Raw genomic sequence first — 12669 nt, forward strand, 5'->3', positions numbered from 1 at the left:
AATAAGTAGTACGTCGAAACAAGCTCTATTACCAACAGGAATATGAACAAGCTTAACTTTTAATGAATAAATTAAGGAGAATTAAGTTTTTTATATGAAAGATAATAATTGGTTATAACAAAAATGAAATTGGTAACACGAAAAGTATTAAATTTTTGCCGTTAAATAAGGCAATATAAAGGGGGTATTAATGTGCCATTACACTAAAAATGAATTAATATCTGAAAATAGGCTGCGGTTTAAAGAGTCATGTTTACTCTGTGCACAAAAAAAGCGAGCATATATAAATGCTCGCCTTTATCAACTAGCTAACGCCCTACTCTTGAAAGTAAGTGCCCCAACCGTCGTATTCAACGTCACACTCAACAGCTAACGCTGCAAGTTTATCAACGTCTTCCATTATAACTTCAACGTCTAGCTCAGCTTCGACTACAATATCAAAGCTCCAAATTTTGCTGCCATCTTCTAGCTCAAGCTCTGCCGGTTCTTCAACATCGTAGCCTAATTTAAAGGCAGCCAGTGCCGCTTGCTCTAATTTGCTAAAATCTTCGCATACAAAATGATGCTCAACTTCATAAAGTATTTCAGGATCAGAGCCATCTTCAAGTAGTGAACTTACGATGTCTTCACTTATTTCACGCCAGTTTTCCATTATTTATCTCTCGCTTGAGCATCTAATTCAGTTATTTTAGCAGCCATAATACTATGCACTTGGGTGGCCTGTTCACGGGCACTCACTTTTTTATCAAGTGATATAGGCGCTAACATTTCAATGTAAATTGTACCATTATCCCAGCGGTTTAGCTTAATAGTTTTATCAGTTGTGCTCATACATACCGGTACTATGGGTACATCTGCGCTTAAAGCGGTGTGAAATGCACCGGTTTTAAATGGCAGTAAACCGCGGCCATAGCTTCTTGTGCCTTCGGGAAATACCCAAATAGATAGGCCTTTTTGTTTAATTTTTTCAGCGGCTTTTGAAATTGTACCTGCCGCTTTTGAGCGATTAGCTCTATCAATCAATATGTTGCCCGACAACCAGTAAAGTTGTCCAAAAAATGGGATCCACTTTAAGCTTTTTTTGCCTAAGCTAACACAGTTTTCAGGCACCATAGCCGATACAGTAAATAAATCGTAATTGTTTTGATGGTTTGATAGGTAAACCGCAGGGCCAATATTGAGCGCATCAGGGTGGCGTTTAAGGACAAGTTTAACCCCTAACATTTTAGCCATTGAGCCAAACCAGCCGGCTATCACATGCACATTATTAGGGTGAAACGGTCTCACAATCGACAATAACAACCCAAACACGCAGCTGAAAAATATAAACAGCACCATAATTAAAACACGTATAACAGCTAACAAACTTCTCTCCAAAATGTGTGTGCAATGCGCTATAAGCCACGCATATTTCACTATTATAACGTGATTTTATGACGATCACGAGACAATAGCGAACAGCTGTAAGCTGAAAAATACAGCATAAACAAAAACGGCCTGCAAAAGCAGGCCGTTAGAGGTATATATTTCGGGCTTATTCTTCGGCTAATGTGTCATCACTTTGCTCATCTGCCGGCGTAAATTCCACCACAGCTTCATCAACACGCTGTAAGCCTCGCGGTAACTTATTACCTCTACGCCCGCGCTCACCATGATAATGCTCCAAGTCGCTCGGTTTAAGCGTTAGCTTTCGTTTACCAGCATGAAGGGTAACGCTACTGCCTTGTGGTACCACCGCCAGCACTTTGACAAACTCTTCACGTGCTTGCACTTTAGCCCCTGGAATAGAGATAATTTTATTACCTTTACCTTTACCCAGTTTTGGTAAGTCGCGCAGTGGGAATAACAGCATGCGCCCTTCGTTCGAAATGGCCATGCAGTAATCGGTTGCTACATCGTTTACTCTGATTGGTGAGAGTAAAATTCCGCCCTTAGGCACGCTCACCAAGGCTTTACCGTTTTTATTTTTACTTACTAGGTCTTTAAAGTCAGTAATAAAACCATAACCCGCGTCAGAGGCCATAAGTAGCACTTGATTGTCTTCACCCATTACCACGTGCTCAAAATTAGCCCCAGTGGTGAGGTTAAAGCGCCCAGTCATTGGCTCGCCTTGGCTACGTGCTGATGGCAAGCTGTGCGCATCGGTTGCAAATGCACGCCCTGCTGAGTCTAAAAATACCGCAGGCTGATTACTCTTACCCTTAGCGGAGGCTTTGTACTCATCGCCAGCACGGTAATTAAGCCCTTCTACGTCAATGTCATGGCCTTTACCAACACGTGCCCAGCCTTTATCAGAAAGCACGACTGTTACCGACTCTGAAGGAATTAAATCTTTTTCACTCAGTGCTTTAGCTTCTACGCGCTCAATAACAGGTGAGCGGCGATCGTCGCCATACATGTCGGCCGCTTCTTGAATTTCTTTTTTAAGAAGCGTTGACATACGACGGTCTGAGCCAAGCGTTTGCTCTAACTTGTCACGTTCTTTGGCCAGCTCATCTTGCTCGCCACGTATTTTAAATTCTTCTAGTTTTGCTAAATGACGAAGTTTTAACTCTAAAATGGCTTCGGCTTGAGTATCGGTTAAATCAAAGCGCTCCATCAACACAGGTTTTGGTTTATCTTCTGTGCGAATAATTTCAATTACTTCATCAATATTTAAAAAGGCAGCAAGTAAACCTTCTAAAATATGCAATCGTGCCAGTACTTTATCTAAACGGTGCTGTAAGCGCCTGCGTACTGTTTCGCGTCTAAACGTTAGCCACTCAGATAAAATACTGCGTAGGTCTTTTACTTGCGGGCGGCCATCAAGGCCTAGCATGTTTAAGTTTACACGGTAGTTTTTTTCAAGGTCGGTGGTGGCAAATAGGTGCGCCATTAACGGCTCAGCTTTAATGCGGTTTGAACGCGGTACAATCACAATACGGGTTGGATTTTCGTGATCAGACTCATCTCGTAAATCAGCGACCATTGGCAGCTTTTTAGCATTCATTTGCGCTGCTATTTGCTCAAGCACTTTAGCCCCTGAACACTGATGCGGTAGCGCCGTAATAACAATATCGCCATGCTCTTCAGTATACACCGCGCGCATTTTAATTGAGCCTCGGCCGGTTTTGTATATTTTATGAATATCGGCTTTTGGGGTAATTATTTCAGCGTCGGTTGGATAATCAGGTGCGTGCACAAGCTCAAGTAACTCATCAAGCTCGGTTTTAGGCTTATCAAGTAATAAACAACAGGCACTGGCTACTTCACGCACATTATGTGGTGGAATATCGGTTGCCATACCTACTGCAATACCCGTTACGCCATTTAACAAAATATGCGGTAAGCGCGCCGGTAACACTAATGGCTCGTCCATAGTGCCGTCAAAGTTTGGCGTCCAATCAACGGTGCCTTGGCCTAGCTCTTTAAGTAATACCTCAGAGAACTTTGATAAGCGTGCTTCGGTATAACGCATTGCCGCAAACGATTTAGGGTCATCTGCTGCCCCCCAGTTACCTTGCCCATCGACTAATGGGTAACGGTAAGAAAACGGCTGCGCCATTAATACCATAGCCTCGTAACAGGCACTGTCGCCATGCGGGTGGTATTTACCTAATACATCACCTACCGTACGAGCCGATTTTTTATATTTAGCAGCGGCCGATAAACCCAGCTCACTCATAGCATAAATAATACGACGTTGAACCGGTTTTAAACCATCACCAACATGCGGTAATGCACGGTCCATAATTACGTACATAGAGTAATTTAAGTAGGCGTCTTCAGTAAAACGCCCCATTGTTTGTTGTTCAATTCCTTGCATTAGCAAGGTATCTGTATCACTCATTAAAGCTTACCTAGTTTTTCTTATAGCTTACGCGGTAGATCACATTTGCGTAATCGTCGCTTATTAGAAGACTGCCGTCATTTAATTGTGCAAATGCAACTGGGCGTCCAAAGGTTGTTTCGTTATGCATAAAGCCGGTAATAAATGGCGTGTATTTAGTAATACGCCCTTGCTCTACATTAGCTACAGCCACTTTATAACCTGATTTTTTAGTACGATTCCACGAGCCATGTTCAGCAACAAATAGCTGCTCTTTGTAAGAACCCGGGAACTGTTTACCGGTATAAAAATGAATACCAAGGGGCGCAACGTGAGCACCTAGCGCAAGCGCTGGCGGGCTGTAGTCGCTAATGTTTTTACCTTTACCAAACTCAGGATCTACAATGGCACCGGCGTGAACATAAGGAAAACCAAAATGCTCGTTTTCTTTACTTACGCGATTAATTTCATCAGGTGGAATATCATCACCCATCATGTCGCGGCCGTTATCGCTAAACCATAATGCTTGCGTGCTTGGATGAAAGTCAAACCCCACTGAGTTGCGTACCCCTTGGGCTATTGTTTTAATTTGTTTGGTTTCTACATCAAGTGCAAAAATACGCCCGTAACGCTCATCTTCGGCGCATATATTACACGGAACACCAACCGGAATAATAAGCTCGCCAGTGGGTGCAAAGCGTAAAAACTTCCACCCGTGGTGACGATCCGATGGCAACGCGTTGTAAACCACGTCAAATTTAGGGTCTTTTAACTGCGTGTCTACGTTTTTAAAGCGAATAATACGGTGTACTTCACCTACGTATAAGTCGCCATCTTTAATTGCTAAACCAGAGGGCATGTTTAGCCCCTCAGCAATCACCATTTTTTTATCTGCTACGCCATCACTGTTATGATCGATTAACGCATACACATTTCCTGCTTTGCGCGAACCTGCGTAAACAATGCCTTTTTTTGATACTGCTATTTGGCGTGCATTTTCAACATCATCAGCAAATAAGCTTACCTCAAACCCAGGTGCTACGGTGAGTTTGTCTAGTATGTCTTTTGCCATTGCTGGGGCTGTTGTTAAGCCAAGCAATAATAAACTTCCTAGTATTTTATTCATTTGCCTCTCCAAGTGTTAAACACAAGCTTATTATACCTGTGCTTTATTACCGTGATCTTCTAGCCACTGGCGTCTGTCTGACGAGCGCTTTTTAGCAAGTAGCATATCCATCATTTCTAATGTTTGCTCTTCTTCATCTAGCGTGAGTTGCACTAAGCGGCGAGTATTTGGGTCCATTGTCGTTTCGCGCAGCTGCAGCGGGTTCATTTCGCCCAGCCCTTTAAATCGTTGCACGTTTACTTTACCGCGTTTTTTCTCTGCTTCTATACGGGCCAAAATACCTGTTTTTTCATCTTCATCGAGGGCGTAATACACCTCTTTACCAATGTCGATTCTAAACAGTGGTGGCATAGCCACGTATACATGCCCTGTTTTAACCAATTGCGGAAAATGACGCACAAACAAAGCACACAATAAGGTGGCAATGTGTAGTCCATCCGAGTCAGCATCGGCTAATATACAAATTTTATTATAACGCAGGCCGGTTAAATCAGTTGAGTCTGGGTCAATACCCAGCGCCACCGAAATATCATGCACCTCTTGCGAGGCTAATATTTGCCCTGATTCAACTTCCCACGTATTCAAAATTTTACCGCGCAGTGGCATTATTGCCTGAAACTCACGATCGCGTGCCTGCTTAGCCGAGCCACCTGCTGAGTCACCCTCTACCAAAAATAGTTCTGTACGGTCGTTATCGGCGGCACTACAGTCGGTTAGTTTACCGGGTAACGCAGGGCCTGAGGTAACGCGTTTACGCACTACTTTTTTAGCCGCTCGCAATCGGCGCTGTGCATTTGAAATACACAGTTCAGCAAGCAATTCTGCAGTGTCTGTGTGCTCGTTTAACCATAAGCTAAATGAGTCTTTAACCACACCCGATACAAACGCTGCACATGAGCGAGAAGAAAGCTTTTCTTTCGTTTGACCAGCAAATTGTGGGTCTTGCATTTTTACCGATAACACATAGCTACAGCGCTCCCAAATATCATCTGGGGTAAGCTTTACGCCACGCGGTAATAAGTTTCTAAATTCACAAAATTCGCGCATTGCTTCAAGTAAGCCTTGGCGCAAACCATTTACGTGAGTACCACCTTGTGCGGTAGGAATAAGGTTTACATAGCTCTCCGCAATCGACTCGCCGCCTTCAGGTTGCCATACAACAGCCCAATCAGCCCCTTCAATCGAGCTTGAAAACTCGCCTACAAATGGGTCTTTTGGCAGTACTTCAAAGCCTTTAACAGCTTCAATTAAGTAATCCTTTAAGCCTGTTTCGTAAAACCATTCTTGCGTTTCTTTAGTTTGCTTATTAACAAACTTAATGCGCAAGCCTGGGCATAAAACCGCTTTAGCTTTTAATAGGTGGTTTAATTTAGTAATTGAAAAGTTAGCTGAGTCAAAGTAACTCGCATCGGGCCAAAATCGAACGGTTGTACCGGTGTTGCGCTTACCAACAGTGCCAATGACATTTAAGTCTTCAACTTTATCGCCGTTTTCAAAGGCCATTCTAAATTGTTGAGCGTCGCGCCTTACCGTTACTTCAACACGGTGCGATAACGCATTTACAACCGAAATACCTACCCCGTGTAAACCGCCCGAAAACTGATAGTTTTTGTTAGAGAATTTACCACCTGCATGCAGCTTGGTAAAAATCAGCTCCACCCCAGGAATACCTTCCTCAGGGTGAATATCTATAGGCATACCACGGCCATCGTCTATAACTTCAAGAGAGTTATCTTCGTGTAAGATCACATCAATTTTAGTGGCATGGCCCGCCATGGCTTCATCGACACTGTTATCGATAACCTCTTGGCCTAAATGATTTGGACGTACCGTGTCGGTATACATACCAGGGCGGCGTTTTACCGGCTCTAATCCATTGAGAACCTCAATGGCTTCGGCGTTATAATTTTGCTGACTCATAATTTTTATCTTTATATGCGCTTAGGCTAATTTGTTTTAGGTAATTTAAGAAACTCTACAATACTATCTAAGGTGCGTTCAAAACCAACAAAGCTGTGATCGCCACCAAACTCAACTAACTGTTTGCATTGTGAAAAATAATTTACTGCGTGTTGATAATTTAACACTTCATCTCCCGTTTGCTGCAACAAATAGAGCAATTCGGGGGATGTTAATTTAGGCACATACAATGCTTTTAAAGCATCCATGTGGCTGGTATTTAACTCATAATGATAATCTTGGTACGGATTATAATTGTGGCCAATAAGCGGCGCTAATAAGTTAAACGGTGCTACTGCTGGGTTTATTAATGCTGCTCGCAGGTTATAACGCTGCGACAAATAGGTGGCATAAAATCCACCTAGTGAGCTCCCAAGTAACGCGGTATCTGGCGTTAATAAATGCTCAAGCTGTAAAATAGCTTGTAAGGGCTCGTGATTTAAACGCGGTACGCAATAGTCAACGTCATAGTTTGCCATAAGCTCGCCAAAGCGCACAGCTTTATATGATTTTTCAGAACTATTAAAGCCATGAATATAAATTACGCGTTTAACCATACAACATCCGTTTTAACTGTTAAAGCATTGTCCTGTGTAGTTAAATGCAACATTCGATAAGCGGGGCCGTGGTTTTCTTGCTGCCATTGCGGGCAATTTTTTGTAAATTGCACCGAACTGGCGGGCGTTGCATAAATACTCAGCTCTCTAAAAGTTTGCGTATAGTGATTATGCACATGACCGTGCAGCAACGCCGCTACATTAGCGCTATTAACTAACACGTTTAATAACTGCGGGCCGTTTTCAAGCATGTGTTTATCAAGATAGCCATTAATAGCAAGCGGGTTGTGATGACAAAACACTACATGCTGCGATTGCGAACTTGCTAAACAATCAGTGATTTCATTTAAGTGCTCACTAGACACCCACCCTGCAGGTGTAGGGCCTTTTGAGTTTATAAGTAGCAGCTCAAATCCTTGTGCGATAATGCGTTTAGCTGACACTATTTGCCCACCACTGATACGATTAAGCATGGCAATCTCATCATGATTGCCTGGTACCCAGAATACTGGGCAGGTCAAATCAGCGTTATTAATAAGCTCAGCAAATAATAAATAAGATTCAAAACTATGATCTTGTGTTAAATCACCACCAAATATAACCGCATCTAATGACTGCGTGGCCATGTGCGCTAATGCTTGTGCAAAATGTGCGGCGGTGTTTACGTTAAAGTACTCAGCGTTAGGGTCGGCAAATAAATGGCTATCGGTTATATGCGCAACACGCAGCGATGAGCGGTTAAAGTGATAATGCTCATCAAACCAAGCCATTGTTTATATCCCAGTTTAGTACTGCTCGGCCATGCTCTACACAGGCTACTAACCAGTCATATAAAAATGCATTAAGTTGATACTTTTCATCTTTTTGGTGCATTTTAGGATTTGGATAACCATAAGATGGCTTTATCCGTTGATGGTAATCGTGGTGAATAATTTCAGCCACTTTTGCATCTTGATAAAGCCTGACTGTTAAATACAAAGGAGAAACGCCTTTAACCATCCCTGTTAGCTGTTTGATAGAAATATCCAGTGTGTACTTAGCACTATCGTCAATGATAATGGCAAATTCACTATGACCTAATTTAACTTTACGCACACTATTAGCGCTGCGCTCTTTAGGTAATAGTTTTGAAAGACGTACGTAATTATGCTCGCAAAGCGTCATGTACTTTGGGAGGCTCTGAATATATCGTTGGGTTGCTAAAAGTGCTGTCAAAGTACCGCCGTATTAAAAAGTTAAAATTATGTCCACTTACTGCTTATTTTTTCACGATTTAACGCCAACCACTGTAAACAGATTACCGTTGCCGCATTATCTATTTCACCGTTATTGAGGCGCAAAAGCGCATCATCAAGGCTCAAAATATGGGTTTTAATGTCTTCACCTTCGCTTTCAAGGCCATATACACCACTTTGTACTTGGCTTAAATCTGCCCGCGCTAAGTATAAATGTAAGCGCTCAGTGGTACCGCCCGGACTTGAAAGGTAAGAGAGCATAAATTCAAGGTCAGTAAGCTCAAGTCCAGCCTCTTCATAGGCTTCTTTTTTTACCACCCCTTCGTAATCGGTACTGCCATCGGTCATACCGGCTATACATTCTAGCAGCCAGGGCGAGTGTTTGCTGTTAATAGCGCCAATACGTATTTGCTCTATTAAAAGTACACTTTGCGTAGTTACATCATAAGGTAGAACAGCAATGGCATCGCCCCGCTCTAGTATTTCGCGCTTTATAAGTTGCGATGTACCACCATTAAACAGGCTATGCTCAAACTCATACATATCCACCTTAAAAAAGCCATTATACAGACTTTTAACTGCTTTTAAGCTCACATCTTTATGTGTAAATTGAACCAAGCTTTTATCTGCCATATTATACATCCCGCTTATTTAAACGATTAAAGTTTGTTAATATATTCTGTTACATTTGAACATACAGTTTTACTAATTTCTTTTTTAGTTATTAAGCAAAACACGTTACCATGCTTTTAGTACAAAATTTGTCTAAGGACTGAACCTAACATGAAAAAGAACATCCTTGCAGCGCTCGTTAGTTTGTCGTGCGCATTAGGCACAACCACAGCAAGTGCTGAAGATTTAATGCAAGTTTTTGAAATTGCTACTGCTAACGATCCCACTGTTTTAAAAGCAAAAGCCCAAGCAGATGCGCAATCTTACGAAAGCGATTTAGCAATGAGTGCATTATTGCCGCAAATTGGCGTAAGCATGGGCTATGAAAAAAGCGATTCTACCTCTTTTCAGAGCGTTGGTGACTTAGCTGACCAAGTTAAAATAAACAGCGATACCGACCAATTCACGCGTGGTGTTAGTTTAAGCCAAACCTTATTCGACTTAGGCGCATGGAATACACTTGATATTGCCGAAAAACAAGCGCTGCAAGCCAATGCGCAATACGATAACGCAAAACAAAACTTAATTGTGCGCGTTGCTGAAGGCTATTTTAACGTATTAAGCGCCATTGATAACCTTGAATTTGTGCAAGCCGAAAAGCGTGCCATTGAACGCCAGTTAGAGCAAACAAAACAGCGTTACGCAGTTGGCCTTACAGCAATTACAGATGTTCACGAAGCGCAAGCACAATACGATAACTCAGTAGCACAAGAAATTATTGCCAGTAATGCCGTTGAAACCGCACGCGAGCAACTGCGTGAAATAACCGGTAAATACCACGCAAAACTTGATTTTTTAAACACCGAAACATTTTCAACAGTAAAACCGGTTAAAAAATCGACTGACTTTGTAAAAGTAGCTGAGAACAATAATATCAGCTTACAAGTGGCTAAAGTCACGGTTGATATTGCTAAGGATCAGATCACGCTTGCTAAAGCTGGCCACTACCCAAAGCTAACACTTGATGCCAGCTACGGTGATTCTTTAACTGACCAAAATATAAATGGTTTAAGCTTTAACGACCAACCACGTGCCGACTCAACATCGGTTGCCGTTAATTTAAGTGTTCCTCTGTACACAGGCGGCGCAACCGTAGCTGCAACTAAACAAGCCCGTGCGTTTTATGTTTCAGCCAGCCAAGATTACGAAACAAATTACCGCGCCGTAACGCGTACCGTTATTACCTCATACAACCAGGTTGTATCAGACATCGCAACTTACAAAGCTCTAGAGCAAGCTGTGGTATCAGCGCAAAGTGCGCTTAAAGCAACAGAAGCTGGCTTTGAAGTAGGCACGCGTACTATTGTTGATGTGCTTGTAAGCACGCAAAACCTGTACGATGCAAAACGTAACCTAGCTGATGTACGCTATCGTTACGTGTTATCTACGCTTCGCTTAAAGCAAGCTGCAGGTACACTAACAACTGCCGATTTACTGGGTATTAACCAAGGCTTAAAAAAAGCCTAATAAGTTAAAAAGTAACGTTTAAAGCCAGCCATTGCTGGCTTTTTGTATTTTATAACACTAAGCGTTAAACTAGCGTTTTTATTTTAGAGAGTATTTTGTGGTCACCTCATCTCCTTTTAAAGCCTCGTTTTTAGGCCCTCGTTATTGGCTAACGTGGATTGGCGTTTTCTTTTTGTATTTGATTTCGTGGTTGCCACAAAAAATTCAGCTTAGCTTAGGTAAGTTATTGGGGCGCTTAGTACATAAATTTATGAAACGTCGTCGCCATATTGCCGAGGTTAATATAAAGCTGTGTTTTCCTGATATGAGCGAAGCAGAGCAACAACAGCTTGTGCTAAAAAATATGGAAAACACCGGAATTGCCATGGTGGAAACTGGCATGGCTTGGTGGTGGCCGCAGTGGCGCGTTAAAAAAGCGTATGGCTCTATTAAAGGATTAGAGCACTTTGAGCGCGTGCAGGCTCAAGGTAAAGGCGTACTGCTATTGGTGCCGCATATTTTGCATTTAGAAATGGCGAGTCGTGTTATGGGCACCAAATGCCAAGGGCTGGGGTTTTACCGCCCACATAACAATGCACTCATGGAATACTTTACAACCAATGGCCGCCTTCGTTCTAACGAGTATTTAATTGGACGAAAGGACGTAAAAGGCTTGTTAAAGTCACTAAAAAATAAAAAGGTGTGTTATTACCTACCCGACCAAGACTACGGCCGTAACCGCTGTGAATTTGTGCCTTTTTACGCAGTGCCAGATACAGCCACCACCACAGGCACATTACTTTTTGCAGCAAGTAAACACTGCGAAACCATGAGCCTAATTAGTCGTCGTGATGAGCACGGTAAATACCATTTAGAAATAGTACCTGAGCTTGAAAATTTCCCAAGCGGCGATGATAAAGCAGATGTAACACGTGTAAATCAGCGCGTTGAGCAATCAATTAACGCTGCACCTGAGCAATACATGTGGCTGCACCGCCGTTTTAAAACACGCCCAGATAAAAATACTCCTTCTTTTTATAAAAAGTAGTGGTATAAATAAATAATGATAATAAATGAGCATGAGTTATGTGGTTTTGGGTTAAGCATTTAATACTAGCAGTTGCATTAATTTTACTGGCTATCTATGTGTTAGTCGGAGCGGGACCATTGTTTGACATAAAAGAGACTAAAAACGCAGCTGCCGAGGGGCTTTCTCGCTTTTATTCGTCTATCCGTAACCAAGTTAAATCCGATAAGGAGCGCGATAAGTTTGTACTGCAGCTTAAAAAGCCAGAGCAAACACTTGATCGTGTTTTAGCAGAGCGCGGCAGAGCCGTTGACCCTATGCCTGCTAGCTGGACAGGAACAAGTGAACCAAGACGCTTTGAAAACGGCTCAACGTTAAAAGGCGTACTGGACCAATACGCTAAAAGCGAAGGTATTCAATTATATTGGTATTTGAGTAAAGACTACGTTGTAAAAGATTATTTTAGGGTTGATAGCAGTTTTACCTCAGCGCTTTACCAAGTTGGTAGTGCAATTAATGATGACTTTGAAAATGAAGTTTATACTTTTTTTTGCTTCAGACAGCGCGCAGCGGTGATCACTGAATTACCTTCTGAATTTGTGCGCAGCAATTGTTTAAAGCTTAATACTTAGCAGCGTAAATAAACCAAACCCATAGATAATAAAAACCCAAGCCTGTGCTTGGGTTTTTAGTGTTTATGTTTCGAGGGCGTGTTGAACTTTGATGGTTGAATTTGCAGCAGAATGTTTGGTTTTTAGGCAAGACAGAGCCTATGAAGTGTGGTTATTCCACATAAATAGGCGATAACGCAGCATAAATGCCAAACATGCGCTGCCCTT

At 42.2% G+C, this 12669-nt stretch carries 12 protein-coding genes; 3 read left to right on the forward strand and 9 right to left on the reverse strand.

Annotation, left to right across the window (positions count from 1 at the left end):
* Positions 1-316 precede the first annotated feature (316 nt).
* The 9 genes from rraB to AN390_RS12665 all read right to left on the reverse strand — a co-directional run bounded on the left by rraB (position 317) and on the right by AN390_RS12665 (position 9318).
* Positions 317-652, reverse strand: a complete 336-nt coding sequence (gene rraB / locus AN390_RS12625; protein ID WP_004587970.1) for a ribonuclease E inhibitor RraB — start codon at positions 650-652, stop codon at positions 317-319.
* Entirely contained in the window at positions 652-1365 is a 714-nt protein-coding gene (locus AN390_RS12630) for a 1-acylglycerol-3-phosphate O-acyltransferase (protein WP_029772377.1), read from the reverse strand. Before AN390_RS12630 ends, rraB begins: the two co-directional genes overlap by 1 nt.
* Positions 1366-1534: 169 nt before the next feature.
* Positions 1535-3829 carry a DNA topoisomerase IV subunit A gene (gene parC / locus AN390_RS12635; protein ID WP_054983759.1) on the reverse strand — a complete coding sequence of 765 codons (2295 nt, stop codon included), beginning with the start codon at positions 3827-3829 and terminating at the stop codon, positions 1535-1537.
* Positions 3830-3839: 10 nt separating this feature from the next.
* Complete coding sequence (locus AN390_RS12640; protein ID WP_004587967.1) at positions 3840-4934, reverse strand: sorbosone dehydrogenase family protein; 1095 nt, start codon at positions 4932-4934, stop codon at positions 3840-3842.
* A 30-nt stretch (positions 4935-4964) separates the two neighbouring features.
* Positions 4965-6854 carry a DNA topoisomerase IV subunit B gene (parE, locus tag AN390_RS12645; protein ID WP_055254871.1) on the reverse strand — a complete coding sequence of 630 codons (1890 nt, stop codon included), beginning with the start codon at positions 6852-6854 and terminating at the stop codon, positions 4965-4967.
* A 26-nt stretch (positions 6855-6880) separates the two neighbouring features.
* A complete protein-coding gene (locus tag AN390_RS12650; protein WP_004587965.1) occupies positions 6881-7450 on the reverse strand; it encodes a YqiA/YcfP family alpha/beta fold hydrolase in 570 nt (189 codons plus the stop codon).
* Positions 7435-8220, reverse strand: a complete 786-nt coding sequence (locus AN390_RS12655; protein WP_055254873.1) for a metallophosphoesterase — start codon at positions 8218-8220, stop codon at positions 7435-7437. The genes AN390_RS12650 and AN390_RS12655 overlap by 16 nt, the downstream gene beginning before the upstream one ends.
* Positions 8207-8665, reverse strand: coding sequence for a DUF1249 domain-containing protein (locus tag AN390_RS12660; RefSeq protein WP_024031550.1), 459 nt, complete (start codon positions 8663-8665; stop codon positions 8207-8209). Before AN390_RS12660 ends, AN390_RS12655 begins: the two co-directional genes overlap by 14 nt.
* Positions 8666-8691: 26 nt before the next feature.
* A complete protein-coding gene (locus AN390_RS12665; RefSeq protein WP_055254875.1) occupies positions 8692-9318 on the reverse strand; it encodes an NUDIX domain-containing protein in 627 nt (208 codons plus the stop codon).
* Positions 9319-9468: 150 nt separating this feature from the next.
* Between AN390_RS12665 and tolC the strand changes: the two genes are divergently transcribed.
* The 3 genes from tolC to AN390_RS12680 all read left to right on the forward strand — a co-directional run bounded on the left by tolC (position 9469) and on the right by AN390_RS12680 (position 12462).
* On the forward strand, positions 9469-10824 hold the full coding sequence (gene tolC, locus AN390_RS12670) for an outer membrane channel protein TolC (protein WP_055254878.1): 1356 nt from the start codon (positions 9469-9471) through the stop codon (positions 10822-10824).
* Between the two features lie 97 nt (positions 10825-10921).
* Entirely contained in the window at positions 10922-11851 is a 930-nt protein-coding gene (lpxL, locus tag AN390_RS12675) for an LpxL/LpxP family Kdo(2)-lipid IV(A) lauroyl/palmitoleoyl acyltransferase (protein ID WP_054983765.1), read from the forward strand.
* 38 nt (positions 11852-11889) lie between these two features.
* Positions 11890-12462 (forward strand): TcpQ domain-containing protein, encoded by a 573-nt coding sequence (locus AN390_RS12680; protein WP_004587959.1) that lies wholly within the window; start codon positions 11890-11892, stop codon positions 12460-12462.
* Positions 12463-12669 lie beyond the last annotated feature (207 nt).

Source organism: Pseudoalteromonas sp. P1-11, assembly GCF_001399995.1.
Taxonomy (GTDB): domain Bacteria; phylum Pseudomonadota; class Gammaproteobacteria; order Enterobacterales; family Alteromonadaceae; genus Pseudoalteromonas; species Pseudoalteromonas atlantica.

Excerpts from the sequence above, each read along its gene's own strand:
- AN390_RS12665 (WP_055254875.1), bottom strand. The coding sequence starts at position 9,318 with ATGGCAGATAAAAGCTTGGTTCAATTTACACATAAAGATGTGAGCTTA.
- AN390_RS12655 (WP_055254873.1), bottom strand. The coding sequence starts at position 8,220 with ATGGCTTGGTTTGATGAGCATTATCACTTTAACCGCTCATCGCTGCGT.
- parE (WP_055254871.1), bottom strand. The coding sequence starts at position 6,854 with ATGAGTCAGCAAAATTATAACGCCGAAGCCATTGAGGTTCTCAATGGA.
- AN390_RS12640 (WP_004587967.1), bottom strand. The coding sequence starts at position 4,934 with ATGAATAAAATACTAGGAAGTTTATTATTGCTTGGCTTAACAACAGCC.
- parC (WP_054983759.1), bottom strand. The coding sequence starts at position 3,829 with ATGAGTGATACAGATACCTTGCTAATGCAAGGAATTGAACAACAAACA.
- tolC (WP_055254878.1), top strand. The coding sequence starts at position 9,469 with ATGAAAAAGAACATCCTTGCAGCGCTCGTTAGTTTGTCGTGCGCATTA.
- rraB (WP_004587970.1), bottom strand. The coding sequence starts at position 652 with ATGGAAAACTGGCGTGAAATAAGTGAAGACATCGTAAGTTCACTACTT.
- AN390_RS12680 (WP_004587959.1), top strand. The coding sequence starts at position 11,890 with ATGTGGTTTTGGGTTAAGCATTTAATACTAGCAGTTGCATTAATTTTA.
- AN390_RS12650 (WP_004587965.1), bottom strand. The coding sequence starts at position 7,450 with ATGGTTAAACGCGTAATTTATATTCATGGCTTTAATAGTTCTGAAAAA.